The following is a 21,181-nucleotide window of genomic DNA, read 5'->3' on the forward strand; positions in this document are numbered from 1 at the left end:
GAAAGTACGACCACGCAGGGCCCCGCGCGGGCCGCGGAACAGTATCGAGAGGAGGAGATGCCCGGTGAGTCAGCGGGAGTGGATCGAGAAGGACTTCTACAAGGAGCTGGGTGTCTCCGCCGGCGCCTCCACCGAAGAGATCAAGAAGGCCTACCGCAAACTGGCCCGTGATCTGCATCCGGACGCCAATCCCGGCGATGCAAAGGCCGAGGAACGGTTCAAGGCGGTCAGCGAGGCGCACACCGTCCTGTCGGATCCCGCCAAACGCGCGGAATACGACGAGACCCGCCGGCTGTTCTCCGGCGGCGGGTACGGGCGGGGCGGCGGTTTCACCCCGGGTGCCGGTGGCGGGTTCTCCCAGAGCTTCGATCTGGGCGATATCTTCGGCCAGGCCGGCGGTGGCGCCGACGGCGGGCTCGGTGATCTGTTCGGCGGTCTGTTCAACCGGGGCGGCGGTGCCACGCGCACCGGCGGCCGGCCCCGCCGGGGCGCCGATGTGGAGGCCGAGACGACCCTCGGGTTCCGTGAGGCGGCCAAGGGCGTCACGGTGCCGCTGCATCTGACCAGCCCGTCGCCCTGCACCACCTGCCACGGCAGCGGGGCCAAACCGGGCACCAGCCCGCGGGTGTGCCCGATCTGCAACGGCAGCGGTGTGGTCAGCCGCAATCAGGGTGCGTTCGGATTCAGCGAACCGTGCGACGAGTGCCGCGGCACCGGGTCGATCATCGACGATCCGTGCGTGGACTGCCACGGCAGCGGTATCCAGAACCGCACCCGCACCATAAACGTCCGCATCCCCCCGGGAATCGCGGACGGGCAACGGATCCGGCTCGCCGGACAGGGCGAGGCCGGCCTGCGGGGCGCGCCCTCGGGCGACCTGTTCGTCACGGTGCACGTCGGCCAGGACAAGGTCTTCGGCCGGGCGGGCGACGACCTGACCCTGGCACTGCCGGTCAGCTACAGTGAATTGGTGCTCGGTACGACCGTATCGGTGCCCACTCTGGAGGGCCGGGTCGGCGTGAAAGTGCCGCCGGGTACCGCGGACGGGCGCATCCTGCGGGTGCGTGGCCGCGGAGTACCCAAACGTGGTGGCGGAGCCGGTGATCTGCTGGTCACCGTGAAGGTCGCCGTGCCGCCGAAGCTGGACGACGATGCCGTTGCGGCGCTGCGCGCGTTGCAGGAGGCGGAGAAGGCCAGCGGCTTCGATCCGAGAGCGGGATGGGCAGGTGCGTAATGGAGCCGAAACGAGGACCCGAGGCAAAATCGGCCCGCACTGAATATTTCGTGATCTCGGTGGCGGCCCAGCTGGCCGGTATGCATGCGCAGACCCTGCGCACCTACGACCGGCTGGGTCTGGTGACACCGCAGCGCACATCGGGCGGCGGCCGGCGCTATTCGGAGCGGGATGTGGAGCTGTTGCGCGAGGTGCAGCGGCTTTCCCAGGACGAGGGCGTCAATCTCGCCGGCATCAAACGGATCATCGAGCTCACCAATCAGGTGACCGAACTCCAGCAGCGGGTGGTCGAGTTGACCGCGCAACTGGAACGGGAGCGGGCCCGGCCGGATTATCGGCCGGAACTGATTCCACCGCAGCGCAATACCGCCCTGGTGGTGTGGCAGCCGCGGAACCGGCGGCACTAGGCGGATACCGGCGCCGGCTCAGGCTCCTTCGAACTGGATTCGTTCGGCCGGGGTACCCGCGTCGAGTAGCCGTTCCACGGTGGATCTGGTCATCGCGGGCGAACCGCAGACCAGCACCTGGTGCCGGTCGAACGAACCGTAGGAGCCGACCACGTCGGCGAGGGTGCCCTGCAGCAGGTCGTCCTCGTCGAAACCTATGTCCACCCGGTGACTTTCGTACCACTTGTCGGGCCAGGTCGGATCCTCGAGGCGTTCCACCACCGGCACCACCGTGAGCCAGGGCAGATCGGCGGCGAGCAGGACGAGCATATCGGCGGCGTACAGGTCGCGCGGGGCGGAGCCGCCGAAGAACAGATAGGTGGTGGGCGGGTCCTGGTGCCGGGCCAGTTCCAGGATCTGGGCGCGCAGCGGGGCCAGGCCGGTGCCGCCGGCGATCATCACCACCTCGTCGCCGTCGGGATCGACTGTGAAGAGTCCCTCGGGAGCGGACAGCTTCCATCGGTCCCCGACCGCGGTATCGGCGACGATGCCGCCACTGCACCAGCCGCCCGCCACGGTCTTCACATGGAATTCGAGCTTGCCGTCCAGCGACGGCGGCAGCGCGGGGGAGAACCGGCGGCGCATGCCCGGGAACTGCGGGACCTCGACCTGCACCGACTGCCCCGCGTGGAACGGTACGTATTCGCCGATCAAGCGGACAACCGCCATATCGTGGCGCAGCCGGTGATGTTCGACGACATCGGCCAGCCAGTACGACCGCTGGGACGAATGGGCGGGGGACGCGCTCGGGTCGTTCGTCATACCTCACTCCGCTGACAGGCCGGGCCGGACGGGATACCGCCCGGTGCTCGATGTGCCGATACCGATCAGACCGGATCGGTACTGATGATCTCCTCCGGGGTGCCGACCGCGAGCAGCGCGCGCCGGGTGTCGGCGATCATCTTCGCCGAACCGGCGATCTGGATCTGCCGATCCTCCCATGCGCCGAAACTGGCCACCACGGCGCCGAGGTTGCCGACCAGACGCCGGTGCATGCCGTAGGGCGCGTCCTCGGTGGGATGCGGGTACCACCACGGGTTGGTCTTGTGCTCGCAGACCGGGACGATGGTGAGCCACGGGTTGCTCTGCGAAAGCTGCCACATGTTCTCCACGTCGTACAGGTCGCAGGGGTAGACCCCGCCGATGAAGAAGTGGACGCGGGGATTGATACCGCGCCGGCCCATCTCGATCAGCTGGGCGCGCAGCGGCGCGACACCGGTGCCCGATCCGATCATCAGCACATCGCGGCCGCTGTCCTGGTCGACCTGCAGGCCGCCGAGCGGTCCGCCGATGAGCCAGCGGTCGCCGACCTTGGTCTCGTTGACGATGGAGGGGCTCACCCATCCGCCGCGGACCTTGCGGACGTGGAATTCGATCTCGCCGTAGGGGTTCGACGGGATGGCGGGTGAGAGGTAGCGCCACATCCGTGGCCGCTGCGGAACGGAGACGGGGACGTACTGTCCGGCCAGGTAGGGGATCGGGTCGTCGGACTGCAACCGGACGATGGCGAGGTCCTCGAGGACGTGCCGGTGCCCGACGACGGTGGCCTCCCAGTAGGGCGGCGAATCGTCGGAGTTGGCTCCGATGGCCATGGCGGCGGAGATGAGCAGACAGACATCACGCCAGCCCTCGGCGAGTTCTCTGGTCCAGTACGGGCCGTTGTAGGTCTGGAAAGCGGCGTACAGAGCCGGGCCGGCGAGATCGTAATGCTCGGCTTCGACCCCGTACTTGCGATGATCACGCGCGAGCTGTTCGAGGAACTTCTGGGCGCGATCCCAGTCCTCGAGATGGTCGAGCATGTACTGGATCGCAGTGACCACCCGTTTCGCCTGCATATCCATGGCGGGTGGGAACAGCTCCCGCAGCCGCGGATTGGCGGCGAAGAGGTGACCGTAAAACGCGCTGACCAACCGCTCGGGACCACTCGGCGCATCGATCACCGACTGGAAATTGGCGCGGACCAGCGCTGCCGAACGCGCATCCACGGCGTGGAGCTTCCTTTCCCTGAAATCCGACCCGGAGGGACGTAACCGTTACCGGCGGTCCTTCACCCGACCAGTATCCCCGAAAAAAGAGAAGATGGTGGGTGTGAAATACGGTTACCGGGTTTGGCCGATCTTGTTCGCGGGTAACGACGCGTCGTTATGAGCCGTGACCCAGCACTTTTCTGGCAACCCGGTGGTCGGCGGTAGCCGAAGAAAAAACTAAAGTTGAGCGGAACAGACTCAACCTTTCGAACGTTGAATCTGGCAGGACGGCACGAGACACCTGGATCGGTGCGGATGCCGGATGAGATATCGACTAGCAGGAAGGTGCTTCGTGGACTCGTTCAATCCCACCACCAAGACCCAGGCCGCGTTGACCGCCGCATTGCAGGCGGCCTCGTCCGCCGGTAACCCGGAGATCCGGCCGGCTCATCTGCTGGTGGCACTGCTGGACCAGACCGACGGTATCGCCGCGCCCCTGCTGAAAGCGGTGGGCACCGACCCCGCGACAGTGCGGCGCGAGGCCCAGGACATCGTCGACCGGCTCCCGCGCGCCACCGGCGCCACCACGACCCCGCAGCTGGGCCGCGAAGCGCTGGCCGCGATCACCGCGGCCCAGCATCTGGCCACCGAACTCGGCGACGAGTACGTCTCCACCGAACATGTGATGGTCGGTCTGGCCTCCGGCGACTCCGATGTGACCATGCTGCTGGACAAGTACGGCGCCGGCGCCGCCGCACTGCGCGAGGCATTCACCACCGTGCGCGGTAACACCCGCGTGAGCAGCCCGGATCCGGAAGGTAGCTACCAGGCGCTGGAGAAGTACTCCACCGACCTCACCGACGCCGCGCGCGCCGGCAAACTCGACCCGGTGATCGGTCGCGATACCGAGATCCGCCGGGTGGTGCAGGTACTGTCCCGGCGCACCAAGAACAACCCGGTGCTCATCGGCGAGCCGGGCGTCGGCAAAACCGCGATCGTGGAGGGTCTGGCCCAGCGCATCGTCGCCGGCGACGTCCCGGAATCGCTCCGCGGTAAGACCGTCATCTCGCTCGATCTGGGTGCGATGGTCGCGGGCGCGAAGTACCGCGGCGAATTCGAGGAACGGCTCAAGGCTGTCCTCGAGGAGATCAAATCCAGTGCCGGGCAGATCGTCACCTTCATCGACGAACTGCACACCATCGTCGGCGCCGGCGCGACCGGCGAATCGGCGATGGACGCCGGAAACATGATCAAACCGATGCTGGCCCGCGGCGAACTGCGGCTCGTCGGCGCGACCACACTCGACGAGTACCGGCAGCACATCGAGAAGGACGCCGCGCTCGAGCGCCGCTTCCAGCAGGTGATCGTCGGCGAACCCTCGGTGGAGGACACCGTCGGCATCCTGCGTGGCATCAAGGAACGCTACGAGGTGCACCACGGTGTGCGGATCACCGACTCCGCCCTGGTGTCGGCGGCGGCGCTGTCGGACCGCTACATCACCTCCCGCTTCCTGCCCGACAAGGCGATCGACCTGGTGGACGAGGCGGCGTCGCGGCTGCGGATGGAGATCGATTCCCGGCCGGTGGAGATCGATGAGGTCGAACGCGCGGTCCGGCGGCTCGAGATCGAAGAGGTAGCGCTGACGAAGGAGACCGACGAGGCGTCCAAGCAGCGGCTGGAACGGCTGCGCGCCGAACTCGCCGACGATCGCGAGAAGCTCAACCAGCTCACCACCCGCTGGCAGAACGAGAAAACCGCGATCGACCAGGTCCGGGTGCTCAAGGAGCAGCTGGAGAACCTGCGCGGCGAATCCGAGCGCGCCGAACGCGACGGTGACCTGGGCAAGGCCGCCGAACTGCGATACGGCCGGATTCCGACGCTGGAGAAGGAACTCGCCGAGGCCGAGAAGACATCCGGTGCGGCGGCCGACGGCGAGGTAATGCTCAAAGAAGAGGTAGGGCCGGACGATATCGCCGAGGTGATCTCGGCGTGGACCGGTATTCCGGTGGGCCGGCTGCTCGAGGGGGAGACCGAGAAGCTGCTGCGGATGGAATCCGAACTCGGCCGTCGCGTGGTCGGGCAGGACGACGCCGTGCGCGCGGTCTCCGACGCGGTGCGGCGGGCGCGGGCCGGAGTCGCCGACCCCAACCGGCCGACCGGCTCGTTCCTGTTCGTCGGTCCCACCGGTGTCGGTAAGACCGAGCTGGCCAAGGCGCTCGCGGACTTCCTGTTCGACGACGAACGCGCGATGGTCCGCATCGATATGAGCGAGTACAGCGAGAAGCACGCGGTCGCCCGCCTGGTCGGCGCCCCGCCCGGATACGTCGGCTACGACCAGGGCGGTCAGCTCACCGAGGCGGTACGGCGGCGGCCGTACACGGTGGTGCTGTTCGACGAGATCGAGAAGGCGCATCCGGATGTCTTCGACATCCTGCTCGCCGTTCTCGACGAGGGCCGGCTCACCGACGGACAGGGCCGGACGGTGGACTTCCGCAACACCATCCTGATCCTGACCTCCAACCTCGGGGCCGGAGCCGACGCGGAATTCGTGATGAACGCGGTGCGGGCCGCCTTCAAACCGGAGTTCCTGAACCGGCTCGACGATGTGGTCATGTTCCAGGCCCTGGACGAGGACCAGCTCGCTCATGTCGTGGATATCCAGCTCGATCAGTTGCAGCGGCGGCTCGCGCAGCGGCGGCTGACCCTCGAGGTGAGCGCTTCGGCCCGATTCTGGCTGGCGGTGCGCGGGTACGACCCGGTCTACGGCGCCCGCCCGCTGCGACGCCTCATCCAGCAGTCCATCGGCGACACCCTGGCCAAGGAACTGCTGGCCGGGAAGGTCACCGACGGCGACACGGTCGAGGTGGGCGTCGGCCCGAACGGCGACGGACTCGTCGTCGGGCCGCGTGATCGCGACCCCGCCGCGGTCACCGCGGGCCCGTAACTCCACACCGCGTATGCGGCGCCGACCTCGCCGTCGGCGCCGCATACCGGCATCGGTCCCGGGCCACCGCGGTTGCCCGGGATCGGTTCGGTCGAGTTCGGGGCGGCCGGTGTCGTGGGCGTGGAGCCCGCCGTATCGACGCGTATGGCCGGAGCGAAGGCGGAGGGCGAAGAATTTCCGCCGCTCGGCGGTGCTGCCCAGATCGGCCGCCACCATCCCGAAACCTTTTCCGGTCAGCTTCTCGAACATGTTGCCGGCGGCGGAGCTGGTAAAGGACACCACGCCCACGGTCGTGCCCCGGCCGGCAGATCACCGAGGCAATGGTGTTCAGGATCGTCGGCGTCTTCCCGGTTCCCGGCGGGCCGTCGATCATCGAGAGCGGATATTGCAATGCTCTGAGCGGGCGAGAGCTTCGTCTCGTAACCCTGCGAGGCGATCGGCGGACTTGGCAGGGGACATGTTGATTGCGAGCCACTCAACTTGTACGCACAGCAGCATGATCGGTGAGTGCCATGGCTGATAGGGGGGAGTCCGCCGGGTTGACAAGCGTACATGGTTTGGAGAAGCTGATCCCCGGAACAGAGCTACTGGCTTTGCGTAGAAAAAGGGGGGTGTGCCATCGGTCTCGAGTAGCCAACAACTATCACCCTGTCGAAAAGGCAAGCGCGCAAAGATAGGAATCGGCAGTATGCCACCACCAGAATATACCGGTGGATTTTTCAATCATTATGATGATCCAGACGAATTCTGGGACGAAGAACCGCTGACCCCAAGGCAATCGGGTTCCGTTAATTCTCACACCACGCAGATTCCGCATCCGACTCCGCGACCTTCACAGAGTCCTACATACAGGCCGGAACCGGTTCGTGCGGCCTCTACCTCCCCCCGGGCGCACTCGGGCTCGACCGCTGCGGCTAACTCGCCGGCCGCGCCCGGTTCCTCATTCGCGACTATTGAAGTCGATCGCGGACTTCTACCAATACAGTTGCACATAAGTCAGCAATGGCACCGTTACGTGAACGCCGGCGAAGCCGGCGACGAGTTGATGCGCGCCTATAAAAAGTCGGTCGAAAGCTGTTTGGGAAAACTTCTTACCGGTGAATTCAGGCACGCTTGCTCGTTTCCTGATCGGCGCACGGTCCTGATGCTTCTTCTCGATACTTCGAGCTGGTCGGAATACCGTGAAGTCCAGAAGCGCATACGCACGCGGGGTACCTTCGATGTTCATGGACGAGCGGTAATCGATGGCAAAGCTGGAATGTCGATATCGGCGGACTGTTTTCAAATAAAATCTATATATGTATGGCCGGAATGGGCGCGGAACGCCAACCCGCTGGACCTGGTCGATGAACTTCTATCCCTCGCGGATAGAGTCCGCGAACTCCGTCCGGCTTCCCGGTTCGTGGAGATTACTCAAGATATTCGGATGAGGATCTCGAGTTTCATAATTCTCGCCATCGCAAATATCTAATAGAGAGTACAGGGGGTTAATATGGCCACACCGTCACAGCAGGCTATCACGGTGGCGATAGGTGCCGTCCGGGGGGCAGCGACCAGTTGGGACGAGGCGGCTGCCGCCTTGGAAGAAGCGCGACTTGCTACCGAAAAGACTAAATTCGAACAACTCGAGGCGGGCGTATTCATTCTGGCGTACGAAAAATATAAGGGTGTTCCCGACTTCTTCGCCGATAGAATGAAGGAGGGTATCGCGGTATTCAATGAGATCGCTGCGACACTTCGCCAGGTGGCCGACACATATGAAGCCGAGGATGCGCAGAACGCGCATGCACTCAACAATCTTTACTAGAGGGGGCGCAGCATGGCTGAGGATAAGGATCCGCAAACCAGAACAGACCTGAGCACCCATATCGAATCTATTAAAACCCAGGCGGAGGACCTCAAGGGTCAGCCGGACAGGGCCAACGACGCGTTCGGGACCATTGTCTTTGGTGTTCGCGCCGCTGGCTGGGGCTTTTTTGGACTCGTTGGCGGAGGTACTGCCGAAGCCGTCGTCGACCGACTCTGGGACGAGCGGGACCAGGTGCTGAAATATGTAGCGGAGGCCGACGCCAAGCTGACCGAGCTTATAAGGGGTATTATGGTCCCCCTAACCTTCATCGATTACGCGAATGCATGGAGGGATGTCGCAAGCGCGGTGACCAATGCTGGGACGCAGATCGACGAAACCAAACTCAACGCTCATTGGTCCGGTATCGCTGCCGAGGCATACGAAAATTCTCGTATACGGCAAGCGAAACCGTGTGGGCAACTGGCAATTCCGGCGTCATGTGAAGAAATAGCACTCTCTCTGGAGGCGGTTGCTGTAAAAACATTAGCGCTTTATCAATCTATAGCTGATGCGATTCTTTCGTTGATCTCCAGTATAGGCGAGATAGTTGCAATCGCTGCGACAGGACCAATCGCAGCGGCTCAAACCGGAGACCTTGTTGCAGCCATTGCGGACGCATACGCCGCGATTCTCCAGGCGGTCGGAGAAATAGCCTCGACTGCACAGGAAACTATTATTGGCGGCAACAAGATCGCGCAGGCCAGCTCGGATATCGACGGTCTACCCGATAACAAGTGGCCGCCGATGGCTGTCGATGGCAACTCCAAGTTCGATGACGCAACCGTCTTGGACGGCACGAACAAGTGGTCAGTCAATACAGACAGGGTGACACAATGAGCGGGGTTGCCGGGCGCATATCTACCGTGGCAGCGGCGATCGTATTAATCACGCTCATTTCTTCGTGCGGATTGGTCGGCGGCAAAGAGACTAGGGTAACCGAATCCAGCCACGAAATTCGCGACCAATGTAATAGGACGCTCAACTTCTTCGAAAACATTCTCGGAATCACAGATACGGCTATCGGATACGGATCCATCAACCCCGAAGACAAAATAGACCGGGGAGCGATGTGCACGGTGACAAAGTCGTCTGTGGGAGTGGGTGGAACGAGGCTTTCGGCAATGCTATCGCCCGATTCGGAACCCGCCCCGGTCAGAGGCGACCCGAGCTATATTGCTCAAACCGGGTACGACGATAAGGTGTGGCTGAACCAGTCCCCTGGTTCGGTTCGGATTTATACAACAGTGGACGGCTGGGAGGGGTCGCTGGACTTAAATGTGGATCAGATCAATCAAGTCAGCATAACCTCCGGAGAGCAGCCGAACTTCGAGGTTTCCGACCATGAAGTTCGTGCGGCAGCGAAGTTCCTGATCGAATTGACGAGGGAATTGACGTAATAGAACGAATCCTCGTTCCGAACCGGCGCGGTTTCGGGCCGGGCCGCGGCAGGCGATGGTTTGCCAGGTTTTCCACGGAGGTCCCGATCGGTCGGACCCTGTGTGGTCAACACAGTGAGGTCGCTCGATCGAATGAGTACCGGCAGCGCCGAGATCATGACAGCCCAACGGCGAGCCGGCCGGGATGCGGCACGGTTCCCTTCGAGTTGTTCGCTCCGGCCGGTGTTGGGGGCGGATTGTTTGCGTGTTGGCGCGCATGGCCGGAGCGGAGGCGGAGGTGCGCCGAGGTTGACATCGGTGGGTGTTGGGGGTGGATTGTTTGCGTGTTGGCGCGCATGGCCGGAGCGGAGGCGGAGGTGCGCTTAGTCTGGGTGGCATGACCAACCCGAACGATCCCTGGGCGAGGCGGCCGGACGACGATCCGACCCAGCACCTGGGTCAGCCGGGGGAATCGGCCACCGAGAAGCTGTCCGCGGGCTACGGCCCGGCGGGTTACGGGGAGTCGACCACGGCCTATCCGGGAAATGATCTTTACGGCGGCTGGGGGGCGGGTCCGAACCCGACCCGGGAGATGCCGCTCTATCCGAGCGAGCCCTACCAGAACCAGTGGGGTGGGTACGGTCCGCCGGGCCAGGTACCACCGGGTCAGATGCCGCCCGACCCGCCGCGGCCGCCGAAGAAGACCGGGATGTGGGTCGGTATCGCGCTCGCGGTGATCGTGTTGATCGGGCTCGCCGGTATCGCCGCCGGGATGCTCTTCGGCGGTGATTCCGGCACTACGGCGAGCGACACCACGACCAGCAGTCGTCCGACGAGTCGTGGACTACCGGCCGATCCGGGCGATTCGGGTCCCGCGCTGCCCAGCCTGCCCGGCCTGCCGGATATGCCGGATAGCGGCGATCCCGAGGCCGGTGGCACGACCATGGGCACCATCAGCGCCAATACCGGCGGTACGCTCACGATCAGTACACTCACCGGAGCCGAGGTCACGGTGCATACCAGCCCGTCCACTCAGGTGATTTCGCTGGCCGGCGCCACCGTGGACGCGCTGCCGACCGGCGACCTGGTGATCGTGCAGGGTCAGAAGAGTCCGGACGGATCCATTCAGGCCGATGTCATCATCAGCACCGCCCTCGAAGGGGGCGGGCGATGAGAAAATCGCGGCGCGCAGTGTGGGTGCCCGGCATTACGCCGGGCGGGTCGATAGGCTAGGCGACGATGACGGCAATGTGGTTCGGGCTGGCGGCAATCACCCTCGCGGGTGCGATAGTGCTGCTCTACTTCGACCGGCGCCAGCGGCAGCGGACCGGTCACGCGCGCCAGGTGTGGGCGAAAGCCCAGGGATACACCTATGTGTCGGTGGAACCGGCGCTCGCTTCGACGTGGCGGCGCGGTGCGCTGGCCAAGCTCGGGTACCTGACCGCGGTGGACGTGGTGACCGGTATCCGCAAGGGCGAGAAATTCGTGCTGCTGGATCTGGAGGATTCCGCGACCCTGGTCGCGGTCCGTCGGCAGATCGGTTCGGATATCGATGTCGATATGCGGCTGAAGACGATGAACCCGCCCAAGGACGCCGATCTCGAACTGCTCGGCGCCATCGGCGACCGCGTCGTTTTCGCCACCAATCCCGAGATCGCGCGGCATGCGGTCGATCAGCGGATGGTCGCGTTCATCGAATCGCTGGCCGATACCGTGCAGATGCTGTGGAGCGAGGGCAACTGGACCCTCGGCATGCTTCCGGTCGGCACCGCGGCCAAGGACTGGGAGACCGGTATCGACGCCGTCCTGCGGCTGTCGGGCCTGCTGCACGTGCTGCCGCCGGTCACCGAACCCCGCCCCGACGGTCCCGAACCCGGGGCATCGCGCCCGCGTGCCCGGATCCGCTCGGCGGAATACGACGACCGGGACGAGGACTACGACGATTTCGCCGACGACCGCGAAGACGGTCGCTACGGGCGGCCGGCCCCCAATGTCCGGTACCGCCAGGGCGATCCGGAGGATCTCGACGAACCGGACCCGCGCGACCCCGATTCCGGCGACGCCCCGCCGCGGCGGCCGAGCCTGGCCGTGGTCCCCGACGCCCGTCCGGCGAACCGGCCCGCCCGTGCGGAAGCCGACCGCGATTCCGGCCCGCGGGAGCGCCGGGAACCGGCTCCCGGCGACGATCAGGAGCCGCCCCGGCCCGGGGGTCCGTTCCACCCGGGGTTCCGCCCCTACCAGGGTCCGGTCCCGCAGTAGATTTCCCCGATACGCACTCCGCGCGACCTGCGACAACTCCGCGCGACGCCTCCCCGTATCCTGCTTCGCAGGGCGCCGCAGCGGGCGCCGGGACATTACTGCCGTGACTCGCCTACGTGGGCGGAAGGACACCGATGATCGACCAGACAACGACCGACCGGGACGTTTTGGCCGGACTGGTGCGCGATTTAGCCGTCGTGCACGGCAAGGTGACGCTGTCCTCGGGTAAGGAGGCCGACTACTACGTCGACCTGCGCCGGGCGACCCTGCACCACCGGGCGGGTCCGCTGATCGGCAAACTGCTGCGCGACCTCGTCGCCGACTGGGACTTCGACGCCGTCGGCGGCCTCACCATGGGCGCCGATCCGGTCGCGCTCGCGGTGATGCACGCCCCGGGCCGGCCGATCGACGCGTTCGTGGTGCGCAAGGCGGCGAAAACCCACGGTATGCAACGGCAGATCGAGGGCCCCGATGTGGTGGGCAGACGCGTCCTGGTGGTCGAGGACACGACGACCACCGGTAATTCTCCGCTGACCGCGGTGCGCGCGTTGCGTGACGCGGGCGCGACGGTGGTCGGGGTGGCCACCGTGGTGGACCGGGAGACCGGCGCCGACCGGGTCATCGCCGACGAGGGCCTCGAGTACCGGTCCATCCTGAGCCTCGGGGACCTCGAACTCGGCTGAACACCGCTGCCGAATCACGGCGGCTGCGCACAGGTCCGTCCCGCTCGGTTAGCCTGAGAATCCGACAGTACTGCAAGTGAAGGGTCGTGGAGTCGTGGTGAGCATTGCCGGCAAGAAGGGGCACGACAACGTAGCAATGCTCGGCATCGGTGCCTACCGGCCGACGCGCGTGGTCAGCAATGACGAGGTGTGCGAGGTCCTGGATTCCACGGACGAATGGATCTTCGAACGCAGCGGTATCCGTAACCGGCGCTGGATCAGCGGCGACGAATCGCTGCGGTCCATCTCGGTGGCCGCGGGCCGCCGTGCGCTGCGCAACAGCGGTGTGGACCCCTCCCAGATCGGTGCCCTCATCCTCGCCACCTCCAGCTGGCCGATGCTCACCCCGCACGGTGCCCCGATCGTCGCCAGTGACCTGGGCATGAACGGTATCGCCGCCTTCGACCTGACCTCCGGGTGCGGTGGCTTCGGGTACGGGCTCGGGGTCGCCGGCGATATGATTCGCGCCGGTTCGGCCGAATACGTGCTGCTCATCGGGGCCGAGACCATGACCATCGGCATCGACCCGACCGACCGCGGTACGGCATTCATCTTCGGTGACGGCGCGGGCGCGGTGGTGATCGGCCCGAGCGAGGAGAACGGGATCTCCCCGACGGTCTGGGGCAGCGACGGCGAGAACGCCGAAGCGATCAAACAGGACGTCAATTTCGTCGACTATATGCAGCGGGCCCAGGACCTGCAGGGCACCGATCCCAAGGTGGAGCCGGTGGGCCGGATGGCGCTGCGGATGGAGGGGCCGCGGGTGTTCCGCTGGGCCGCCGTCACGTTGCCGCGGGCGCTGTCCACCGCGCTGGATGTGGCCGGGGTGTCCAAGGACGATATCGAGGTCTTCATCCCGCACCAGGCCAATGCCCGGATCAACGAGTTGATGAAGAAGAACCTCGGCCTGGCCGACGATATCCCCATGGCGGGCGATATCGAGAACACCGGCAATACGTCCGCGGCCTCGATCCCGCTGGCCATGGAGGAGATGCTGGCCACCGGTAAGGCCAAGGGCGGTCAGCTGGCGCTGCTGCTCGGTTTCGGGGCGGGGCTCAGCTACGCGGGTCAGGTCGTCATCCTGCCGCCGGCTCCCGCCGAGTCGAGTCTCTGATATGCGCCCGCTACGGGCCGGGTTCCTCGCCGCCACCGCGGTGACCGTGGCGGGTGCGCTCACCGGTCGACAGCGCTGGCAGTGGGCGGCCAAACCGCTGATGATGCCGCTGCTCGCGGCCGATATCGCCACCAGTCGCGCCGATATCGCGCCGGCCGACCGGACCCTGCTGCTGAGTTCGCTGGGCGCCGCGACCGTCGGAGACGTACTGCTCATCGACCCCGACGACGACCGCAGGCTCATTGCCGGGGCGTCGTCCTTCGCCGTGATGCAGACCGGATATGCCGCGCTGTGGTGGCGCTACGGTGCCCGGCCGTCCCCCGCTGTCGCGGTACCGAGGGTGCTGGCCTGGGCCGGTGCCGCCGCATTGCTCCGGGCGAAGGCGCCGGCACTCGCCGCGCCGCTGAGCGCGTACGGTGCGACGTTGGGCACCGCGGCCGTACTCGCCTCCGACCCGGCCCTGGCCGCGGATGCGGACAACATTGCGGGGCTGAACATTCCGAACGCCGACCCACGCAGCCGGCTCGGAGTGGGGGCGCTGCTGTTCACGGTATCGGACGGTCTCATCGTGCTGCGGCGGCTCTTCGCGCGCGGCGAACGGTCGCGGCGGGTAGTCGAAGCGGTCATCCTGGCGACCTACGGCGCCGCACAGTTCCTGCTCGCCGACCCGGCCGCCCATGAGCGCGCAACGCGCGGCGCCGTTGAACCCGAACGGATTTCCGCTGGTAGCGCCTAGGCGCTACCCGATACCATCCACGCATGAGCTACCCGCCGCCCGCGTACGGCTACTCGGCCTACGGTCCGCCACCGCCCGATCACCCGCAGGCGACCACCGTACTGATCCTCGGCATCGTCGGAATGATGTTCTGCCAGGTCTGCGCCCCGTTCGCGTGGGTGATCGGACGCCGGACGCTCAACGAGATCGACGCCTCCGGCGGCACCGTGGGCGGCCGCAGCAATGTGATGGTGGGTTACATCCTGGGCATCATCGGCTCGGTGCTGCTGATCCTGGGAGTGCTCGCGGTCATCGCCTACATCGTCTTCATAGTCGTTTTGATCGGGTCGAGCTCGGGCTAGCGCCCGAATAACCGGGCAGCCGACCGCATCCGCGGTCACCAGGCGGCGGTGAGGTCCGCGTGCTGGCGGATCCAGGTGTGCATGGCGATCCCTGCCGCGACTCCCGCGTTGATACTGCGGGTGGAGCCGAACTGGGCGATGGACACGGTGAGTACCGCTGCGTCCCGGGCGCTTTCGGTGACGCCCGGACCCTCCTGGCCGAACAGCAGCAGACAGCGCCGCGGCAGCCGGACGGTTTCCAGCGGTACCGAACCCGGGACATTGTCCACCGCGACCACACTCAGGTCCTCGGACCGGGCGAATTCGAGCAGGGCCTCGATATCCGGGTGGTGGGTGATGTGCTGGTAGCGGTCGGTGACCATGGCGCCGCGCCGGTTCCAGCGGCGGCGGCCGACTATGTGTACCGCGCCGGCGGCGAAGGCGTTGGCGGTACGCACGACCGTGCCGATATTCGCGTCGTGGCCGAAGTTCTCGATGGCGATGTGGAATGGGTGGCGGCGGCGGTCGATATCGGCCACGATCGCTTCCCGGGTCCAGTAGCGGTACGCGTCGACGACATTGCGGCGGTCGCCTTCGGCGAGCAGGACCGGGTCGAGCCGGTCGTCCTCCGGTGGTGGCCCGTTGTGTTCGGCCGTCCACGGTCCGACCCCGTTCGGGTTCTCACCCCATTCGGTCGGACCGGGCCCGGGTTCGGGGTCCGGGTCGGGATCGTCGGATTCCTGTCGCGCTGCCGGCTCCGGGGCCGGTGTACACGCTGTCGCGATCCCGGATGTCCGGAGCCGGGCGGGGCCCGGATCGGCCCCTAGCGCTGGGTTGGTCACGGCATGATCGTAGTGCTGGCGGAGCAGCGTCGTCCGGCTCGGTCCGGCCCGAGCGAAACTCCTTGTGCGCCCGTGTGTTCTGCGGTCGACTCGTCCGCTCGCCGCGCCGGAGCTCGCGGCGGCCGGCGCGACACGCCCGGGCGTAAACCCCGGTATACGACATCCGGCCGGCCGTTCCGTGTGTTGTTCGGCAGTAATTCCACGAGGTCCGGACCGAATCCGGGCGGAGTCGAACGGTTGCGCGTCGAGTCGGTAACAATTGAGCGGCGGAAAAGCCGATTCGCCTGGCAATATGGGTTTCATGACCCCGCCCAGCGACGATCTCGACGTTCCCCGGCGCTCGGCCGGGCAACAGCGCAGGCCGCTGGGCGACCCCGCGACACGCTGGTCCGAGCGGGCCGACCGGGCCGAGGCCGCGATCCTGTCCCGCCATCTGCGGCCGGTGTGGCTGCTGCCGGGCACCGCGCTCGGCGTGGTGGGCTGGCCGTCGATCCGGCGCGAGCGATTCTTCCTCACCTGGCACTACTGGTGGCAGGCCCACCTCATCGATTGCGCGGTCGACGCCGCCAACCGGGCGCCGACCATCGAACGCCGCAAACGGGTGGCCACCCTGGTCCGGTCGCACCGGCTCCGCAATATCTCCGGATGGACCAACCGCTACTACGACGATATGGCGTGGCTGGCCATCGCCCTGGAACGCGCCGCCCGGATCCACGACAACCAGGAGGCCGTCGGCGCACTCGGCCCGCTGGAACAGAAGTTGTATACGGCGTGGAACCCCGCGGTGGGTGGCGGCATCCCCTGGCGGGTGGGGGCGGATTTCTACAATGCCCCGGCCAACGGTCCCGCCGGTATCGCGCTGGCCCGGCTCGGCCGCTACGAGCGGGCAGCGGAAATAGCGGATTGGATCGACGAGACGCTGCGCGATCCGGAGACCGGTCTCGTCTTCGACGGTATCCACCTCCCCGCCCGTGAGCTGGAACGCCCGGTCTACACCTACTGCCAGGGTGTCGTACTGGGCCTGGAAACCGAGCTCGCGGTACACACCGGTGCTTTTGCGCATCTCGACCGGGTGCACCGCCTCCTGGACGCCGTGGAGGACCATCTCACCGTCGACTGTGTGGTGCGCGGCGGTACCGGCGGCGATGGCGGTCTGTTCAACGGCATTCTCGTCCGCTATCTGGCCCAGGTCGCGCTGATGCTGCCCGGCAACGAACACGAACAACTCGCCGACCGGCGCACGGCGGCGCGCATCGTGAAGGAATCGGCGGCCGCGGCCTGGGAGAACCGCCTCGATGTGGAGGGCGAGCCCCTCTTCGGCCACGACTGGGCGGTATCCGCTCAGCTGCCCAGTGGTAGCCGCGGCGCCGGCGGGCTCACCTCCAACGGGGCGGTCAGCTCGTCCCGGGTTCCCGAACGGGACCTATCGGTACAGCTGTCGGGATGGATGCTCATGGAAGCCGCCCATATGGTCACCGCGGCCGGTCTGTAGTTCGCGCCGGTCGTGACCGTGGCCGGGGTGCCCGCCCGCCCGTCCGAGTCCGGGCAGCGGCATGGTGTCGGCGTCGGCGGACGCGGGATCGAGGTCGAAGTCCTCGATCGGCTGGGACATCTCCTGCCGGTACTGCCTGATACCGATGACGGTGCCCACGATCAGGCACACCACCAGCGAACCGATCACGATGGGCATGAGCCAGGAGATTTGCTGGATGAAACCACCGGCGTAGTACCCCATGAGCAGTAGGACCGGGGCCCAGATGATGGCGCCGATGGTGCTGGCCACGGTGTAGCGGCGATGGTCCATTCCGGCCGCGCCGGCCACCATCGGGCACAGGGTGCGCACCCAGGGGATCCAGCGGGCGATCAGGACCGCCACGAAACCGTGCCGCTGCAACAGTTCGGCGACCCGGGACAGGTTGCGGGTGTTGATGTAGCGCCCGTTCTTGCGGGCGACGAGCCGGTGGCCGGTTCTTCGCCCGACCATGTAGCCCACCTGGTTGCCGGCGATGGCGGCGACCATCGCGCCGGCCGCGAGCAGCCAGACCTGGGTTTCGCCGGTGGCGTGCGAAGCCATCACGATGCCCGCGGTCAGCAGCATCGAATCGCCGGGCAGGAACAGCCCGAGAATGAATGCGCATTCCAGGAAGACGAAGGTCAGGACCACGGTCCAGACGAGTGCCGGTCCCGCGGAGATCAGGGGTTCGAAGCTGCCCATCGCATGGGGCACGGCCTGGACGCTCACCACTTACCGAACGGGAGAATCGTTTGCGCCGACCGGTCCGGCGTGATGCACCACCGGCAGGGGCATGGTGCTGTCGACCTGGCCGGGCAGATCCATGGCCGGAAGCTCCGCGGTCGAGGTCAGGGTGCCGTTCGCGACGGTTTTGTCCGCTTTGCGGGCGAGCAGCTTCTTGGCGACCGCGCTGATGCCCGGCAGGATCGAGATGAACACGATGAGCAGGAAAATGGCCTCGACGTGGTCGCGGATGAAGGCGACATTGCCGAGGAAGTACCCGAGAACGGTCACCCCGCCACCCCAGGCGACGGCGCCGACGATATCGAAGGCGACATAGCGCTGGTAGCTCATCTTGGAGACCCCGGCCAGCACCGGCATGAAAGTCCGGACGATCGGGACGAAACGGGCCAAGATGATCGTTTTGGGGCCGTGCTTCTCGAAGAATTCGTGCGTTTCGGTGACGTAGCTCTTCTTGAAGAAGCGCGTGTCCTCTTTGTTGAACAGCGCGGGACCGATGGCCCGGCCGATCCAATACCCGCATTGATCACCGGCGAAAGCGATGAAGACGACGGCCGGAACCAGTACCCAGACCGATACCGGAGGATTGGGTTGCGCGGCCAGCAGACCACCGGTGAACAGCAATGAATCACCGGGCAGGAGGGGGAAAAGCAGACCGGTCTCGATGAAGACGATCACCAGAATGGCCGGTAGCACCGCGTTCTTCAGCCAGGTCTCGGTCAACAGGTGCATCGGGTCGAGCAGTTCGGTCAGAGCCAGATTGCTCGTCACCGCGTCGGTAGCTGCCAGCGCAATCACTCGGCCCACAGTACCGGTTACATCGACGGCCGTAGGGTGCGGCGGCACAAACAATCCCCTTATACCGGATGAAACCTGCCTGCCTTAGGGTATGTGCAGAAACAGACAAACCCACGTCTGCCGTACAACACGGAGGTCTTCACAGTGCCGATCGCGACTCCGGAGGTCTACGCCGAGATGCTCGGCCAGGCCAAGGCGAACTCCTTTGCCTTCCCGGCCATCAACTGCACATCGTCGGAGACGATCAACGCGGCGATCAAGGGTTTCGCCGAGGCGGGTAGTGACGGGATCATCCAGTTCTCCACCGGTGGCGCGGAATTCGGTTCCGGCCAGGGGGTGAAGGATATGGTCACCGGTGCGGTCGCGCTGGCCGAATTCGCCCATGTGGTGGCCGCGAAGTACGACATCACCATCGCGCTGCACACCGACCACTGCCCCAAGGACAAGCTGGACGGGTTCGTCCGGCCGCTGCTGGCAATCTCGCAGGAGCGGGTGGACGCCGGGCAGAACCCGCTGTTCCAGTCGCATATGTGGGACGGTTCGGCCGTGCCGATCGACGAGAACCTCTCCATCGCGCAGGAGCTGCTGTCCGCCGCGGCCGCCGCGAAGATCATCCTCGAGGTCGAGATCGGTGTCGTCGGCGGTGAAGAGGACGGTGTCGAGGCCGAGATCAACGAGAAGCTCTACACCTCGCCCGCCGACTTCGAGAAGACCCTCGACGCGCTCGGCGCCGGTGAGAAGGGCAAGTACCTGCTCGCCGCCACCTTCGGCAATGTGCACGGTGTGTACAAGCCGGGCAATGTGGTGCTCAAGCCCGAGGTGCTGGCCGAGGGGCAGCGGGTGGCCGCGGCCAAGCTGGGCCTGGCCAATGACGCCCAGCCGTTCGATTTCGTGTTCCACGGCGGTTCCGGGTCGCTGAAGTCCGAGATCGACGATTCGCTGCGCTACGGCGTGGTGAAGATGAATGTCGACACCGACACCCAGTACGCGTTCACCCGGCCGATCGCCGCCCATATGTTCAGCAACTACGACGGTGTGCTGAAGATCGACGGCGAGGTCGGCAACAAGAAGACCTACGATCCGCGCAGCTACCTGAAGAAGGCCGAACTGTCGATGGCCCAGCGGGTGGTGCAGGCCTGCAACGACCTGCGATCCGCCGGGCGTTCCATCAGTGCCTGATCTCTTCGCACCGTCCGTAGCCGGATGACACTCGATCTCCGCGTGCTGGGGCCCGTGCGTCTACTGGTCGGCGGTGAGCCGGTGCCGGTCGGCGGGCCCAAACCCCGGGCATTGCTGGCCGCACTCGCGGTGAACCGGCGCCGGGCCGTGTCCTCGTCCACCCTGGCCGATATGGTCTGGAACGAGGAGCCGCCGGATGCCTACGCGGCCAGCCTGCAGGTGTTCGTGTCGAATATCCGGAAGGCGCTGCGCAATTCCGGTGTCGACCCGGCGGGTGTCCTGCGCACGGAGTCCTCGGGTTATCGGCTCGAGATCGCCGACGATGCCTGCGACCTGGGCCGGTTCGAAGCCGCCCGGGACGCGGGCACCCGGGCGTCGGGGGCCGGCGATCATGCCTCGGCGTCCCGGCTGTTCGGCACCGCCTTACGCGAATGGAACGGCCGGGCGCTGTCCGATCTCGCCGGTCTCGGTTTCGCCGACAGTTTCGCCACCGCCATGGAGGAGGAGCGGCTGCTGGCGGTATCGGCACGGTTCGACGCGGAGATCGCGTGCGGCCGGGCCGCCGCCGTGATCGGCGAGCTGGTCGCGCTCACCAGTGAGCACCCGCTGCGCGAACCGCTGTGGGGTCAGCTCATCACCGCGCTCTACCTGTCCGAACGCCATGCCGACGCGCTGGAGGCGTGCCGGCGGGTGCGGGCGGTGCTGGCCGAGGAACTCGGTATCGACCCCGGGCCCGCGCTGGTGGAGCTGGAACGGCGGGTGCTGCGGCAGGAACCGCTGAGCACCGTCGAGATGAAGAGCGTCGAGCGGATGGCCGCGGCGATGACAGATACGGTCACCGAGGTGCCACGCACCGTGCGCAGCGGTCAGCTGCGGTTACCGGACGGACGGACGGTGCCGGTCGCGCACGGCGGATTCCGGATCGGCCGGATGACCGACAACGATCTGATCCTCGACGATCCGAAGGCCAGCCGGTACCACGCGCAGATCAAACTGGGCCGGGCCGGCCTGCTGATCGAGGACCTCGGCTCGGCCAACGGGGTATTCGTCAACGAGCAGCCGATCGATTCCGCGCTGCTGGCCGACGGCGATTCGATCCGGATCGGCAATACCGTGCTGGCCTTCCAGGCCGTCCGCTGAG

The 21,181-nt window shown here is 66.1% G+C and carries 20 protein-coding genes and 1 pseudogene; 15 read left to right on the plus strand and 6 right to left on the minus strand.

Annotated elements, in window-relative coordinates; all coding sequences use genetic code 11:
* The first annotated feature begins 64 nt into the window (after nucleotides 1–64).
* Complete coding sequence (gene dnaJ, locus NF4_RS03940; protein WP_063125928.1) at nucleotides 65–1,234, plus strand: molecular chaperone DnaJ; 1,170 nt, start codon at nucleotides 65–67, stop codon at nucleotides 1,232–1,234.
* A complete protein-coding gene (locus NF4_RS03945) occupies nucleotides 1,234–1,641 on the plus strand; it encodes a heat shock protein transcriptional repressor HspR (protein ID WP_063125929.1) in 408 nt (135 codons plus the stop codon). The genes dnaJ and NF4_RS03945 overlap by 1 nt, the downstream gene beginning before the upstream one ends.
* An 18-nt stretch (nucleotides 1,642–1,659) precedes the next feature.
* On the opposite strand, the gene NF4_RS03950 is transcribed toward NF4_RS03945, so the two are convergent.
* Both NF4_RS03950 and NF4_RS03955 read right to left on the minus strand, forming a co-directional pair.
* Entirely contained in the window at nucleotides 1,660–2,442 is a 783-nt protein-coding gene (locus NF4_RS03950) for an FAD-binding oxidoreductase (RefSeq protein WP_063125930.1), read from the minus strand.
* 65 nt (nucleotides 2,443–2,507) lie between these two features.
* Complete coding sequence (locus tag NF4_RS03955) at nucleotides 2,508–3,665, minus strand: globin domain-containing protein (RefSeq protein ID WP_063125931.1); 1,158 nt, start codon at nucleotides 3,663–3,665, stop codon at nucleotides 2,508–2,510.
* A gap of 334 nt (nucleotides 3,666–3,999) precedes the next feature.
* Here NF4_RS03955 and clpB point away from each other — a divergent pair, with 334 nt between their 5' ends.
* Entirely contained in the window at nucleotides 4,000–6,591 is a 2,592-nt protein-coding gene (gene clpB / locus NF4_RS03960) for an ATP-dependent chaperone ClpB (RefSeq protein WP_063125932.1), read from the plus strand.
* A gap of 973 nt (nucleotides 6,592–7,564) precedes the next feature.
* On the opposite strand, the gene NF4_RS37475 is transcribed toward clpB, so the two are convergent.
* Nucleotides 7,565–7,819 (minus strand): hypothetical protein, encoded by a 255-nt coding sequence (locus NF4_RS37475; RefSeq protein WP_157119955.1) that lies wholly within the window; start codon nucleotides 7,817–7,819, stop codon nucleotides 7,565–7,567.
* Between the two features lie 264 nt (nucleotides 7,820–8,083).
* Here NF4_RS37475 and NF4_RS03965 point away from each other — a divergent pair, with 264 nt between their 5' ends.
* The 9 genes from NF4_RS03965 to NF4_RS04000 all read left to right on the plus strand — a co-directional run bounded on the left by NF4_RS03965 (nucleotide 8,084) and on the right by NF4_RS04000 (nucleotide 14,988).
* Nucleotides 8,084–8,398 (plus strand): type VII secretion target, encoded by a 315-nt coding sequence (locus NF4_RS03965; protein ID WP_063125933.1) that lies wholly within the window; start codon nucleotides 8,084–8,086, stop codon nucleotides 8,396–8,398.
* A 12-nt stretch (nucleotides 8,399–8,410) separates the two neighbouring features.
* The gene (locus tag NF4_RS03970) at nucleotides 8,411–9,277 is read left to right on the plus strand and encodes a hypothetical protein (protein WP_063125934.1); all 867 of its coding nucleotides are present in this window, start codon (nucleotides 8,411–8,413) and stop codon (nucleotides 9,275–9,277) included.
* On the plus strand, nucleotides 9,274–9,837 hold the full coding sequence (locus NF4_RS37480; RefSeq protein ID WP_157119956.1) for a hypothetical protein: 564 nt from the start codon (nucleotides 9,274–9,276) through the stop codon (nucleotides 9,835–9,837). The genes NF4_RS03970 and NF4_RS37480 overlap by 4 nt, the downstream gene beginning before the upstream one ends.
* A gap of 376 nt (nucleotides 9,838–10,213) precedes the next feature.
* Nucleotides 10,214–10,990 carry a DUF5666 domain-containing protein gene (locus tag NF4_RS03975; protein WP_063125935.1) on the plus strand — a complete coding sequence of 259 codons (777 nt, stop codon included), beginning with the start codon at nucleotides 10,214–10,216 and terminating at the stop codon, nucleotides 10,988–10,990.
* Between the two features lie 65 nt (nucleotides 10,991–11,055).
* Nucleotides 11,056–12,075 (plus strand): TtfA family protein, encoded by a 1,020-nt coding sequence (locus tag NF4_RS03980; protein ID WP_232330309.1) that lies wholly within the window; start codon nucleotides 11,056–11,058, stop codon nucleotides 12,073–12,075.
* Nucleotides 12,076–12,209: 134 nt separating this feature from the next.
* Nucleotides 12,210–12,758 (plus strand): orotate phosphoribosyltransferase, encoded by a 549-nt coding sequence (gene pyrE, locus NF4_RS03985; RefSeq protein WP_039827184.1) that lies wholly within the window; start codon nucleotides 12,210–12,212, stop codon nucleotides 12,756–12,758.
* Between the two features lie 94 nt (nucleotides 12,759–12,852).
* On the plus strand, nucleotides 12,853–13,911 hold the full coding sequence (locus NF4_RS03990) for a beta-ketoacyl-ACP synthase 3 (RefSeq protein WP_063125937.1): 1,059 nt from the start codon (nucleotides 12,853–12,855) through the stop codon (nucleotides 13,909–13,911).
* 1 nt (nucleotide 13,912) lies between these two features.
* Nucleotides 13,913–14,647, plus strand: a complete 735-nt coding sequence (locus NF4_RS03995) for a lysoplasmalogenase (RefSeq protein WP_063125938.1) — start codon at nucleotides 13,913–13,915, stop codon at nucleotides 14,645–14,647.
* A gap of 23 nt (nucleotides 14,648–14,670) precedes the next feature.
* Complete coding sequence (locus NF4_RS04000; RefSeq protein ID WP_063125939.1) at nucleotides 14,671–14,988, plus strand: DUF4190 domain-containing protein; 318 nt, start codon at nucleotides 14,671–14,673, stop codon at nucleotides 14,986–14,988.
* A 35-nt stretch (nucleotides 14,989–15,023) separates the two neighbouring features.
* Here the strand turns inward: NF4_RS04000 and NF4_RS04005 are convergent, their stop codons facing one another.
* Nucleotides 15,024–15,752 (minus strand): TrmH family RNA methyltransferase, encoded by a 729-nt coding sequence (locus tag NF4_RS04005; protein WP_063125955.1) that lies wholly within the window; start codon nucleotides 15,750–15,752, stop codon nucleotides 15,024–15,026.
* A gap of 358 nt (nucleotides 15,753–16,110) precedes the next feature.
* Here NF4_RS04005 and NF4_RS04010 point away from each other — a divergent pair, with 358 nt between their 5' ends.
* Nucleotides 16,111–17,301, plus strand: coding sequence for a glycoside hydrolase family 76 protein (locus NF4_RS04010; protein WP_084532845.1), 1,191 nt, complete (start codon nucleotides 16,111–16,113; stop codon nucleotides 17,299–17,301).
* Nucleotides 17,302–17,388: 87 nt separating this feature from the next.
* Here the strand turns inward: NF4_RS04010 and NF4_RS04015 are convergent.
* Nucleotides 17,389–18,024, minus strand: a pseudogene (locus NF4_RS04015) (DedA family protein); the annotation flags it as partial.
* A gap of 30 nt (nucleotides 18,025–18,054) precedes the next feature.
* Nucleotides 18,055–18,795, minus strand: a complete 741-nt coding sequence (locus tag NF4_RS04020; RefSeq protein ID WP_084532846.1) for a DedA family protein — start codon at nucleotides 18,793–18,795, stop codon at nucleotides 18,055–18,057.
* 210 nt (nucleotides 18,796–19,005) lie between these two features.
* Between NF4_RS04020 and fbaA the strand changes: the two genes are divergently transcribed.
* The gene (gene fbaA / locus NF4_RS04025; RefSeq protein ID WP_063125957.1) at nucleotides 19,006–20,040 is read left to right on the plus strand and encodes a class II fructose-bisphosphate aldolase; all 1,035 of its coding nucleotides are present in this window, start codon (nucleotides 19,006–19,008) and stop codon (nucleotides 20,038–20,040) included.
* A 24-nt stretch (nucleotides 20,041–20,064) separates the two neighbouring features.
* Complete coding sequence (locus NF4_RS04030; protein ID WP_063125940.1) at nucleotides 20,065–21,180, plus strand: BTAD domain-containing putative transcriptional regulator; 1,116 nt, start codon at nucleotides 20,065–20,067, stop codon at nucleotides 21,178–21,180.
* Nucleotide 21,181: the final 1 nt, after the last annotated feature.

The sequence above is a fragment of the Nocardia fusca NBRC 14340 genome (assembly GCF_001618425.1).
In the GTDB taxonomy this organism is placed as follows: Bacteria; Actinomycetota; Actinomycetes; order Mycobacteriales; family Mycobacteriaceae; genus Nocardia; species Nocardia fusca.

Coding starts and splice junctions, on each gene's coding strand:
- NF4_RS03945 (WP_063125929.1), top strand. CDS start 1,234: ATGGAGCCGAAACGAGGACCCGAGGCAAAATCGGCCCGCACTGAATAT.
- NF4_RS03950 (WP_063125930.1), bottom strand. CDS start 2,442: ATGACGAACGACCCGAGCGCGTCCCCCGCCCATTCGTCCCAGCGGTCG.
- NF4_RS37475 (WP_157119955.1), bottom strand. CDS start 7,819: ATGAACATCGAAGGTACCCCGCGTGCGTATGCGCTTCTGGACTTCACG.
- NF4_RS03965 (WP_063125933.1), top strand. CDS start 8,084: ATGGCCACACCGTCACAGCAGGCTATCACGGTGGCGATAGGTGCCGTC.
- NF4_RS03970 (WP_063125934.1), top strand. CDS start 8,411: ATGGCTGAGGATAAGGATCCGCAAACCAGAACAGACCTGAGCACCCAT.
- NF4_RS37480 (WP_157119956.1), top strand. CDS start 9,274: ATGAGCGGGGTTGCCGGGCGCATATCTACCGTGGCAGCGGCGATCGTA.
- NF4_RS03975 (WP_063125935.1), top strand. CDS start 10,214: ATGACCAACCCGAACGATCCCTGGGCGAGGCGGCCGGACGACGATCCG.
- NF4_RS03980 (WP_232330309.1), top strand. CDS start 11,056: ATGACGGCAATGTGGTTCGGGCTGGCGGCAATCACCCTCGCGGGTGCG.
- pyrE (WP_039827184.1), top strand. CDS start 12,210: ATGATCGACCAGACAACGACCGACCGGGACGTTTTGGCCGGACTGGTG.
- NF4_RS03995 (WP_063125938.1), top strand. CDS start 13,913: ATGCGCCCGCTACGGGCCGGGTTCCTCGCCGCCACCGCGGTGACCGTG.
- NF4_RS04000 (WP_063125939.1), top strand. CDS start 14,671: ATGAGCTACCCGCCGCCCGCGTACGGCTACTCGGCCTACGGTCCGCCA.
- NF4_RS04010 (WP_084532845.1), top strand. CDS start 16,111: ATGACCCCGCCCAGCGACGATCTCGACGTTCCCCGGCGCTCGGCCGGG.
- NF4_RS04020 (WP_084532846.1), bottom strand. CDS start 18,795: ATGCACCTGTTGACCGAGACCTGGCTGAAGAACGCGGTGCTACCGGCC.
- NF4_RS04030 (WP_063125940.1), top strand. CDS start 20,065: ATGACACTCGATCTCCGCGTGCTGGGGCCCGTGCGTCTACTGGTCGGC.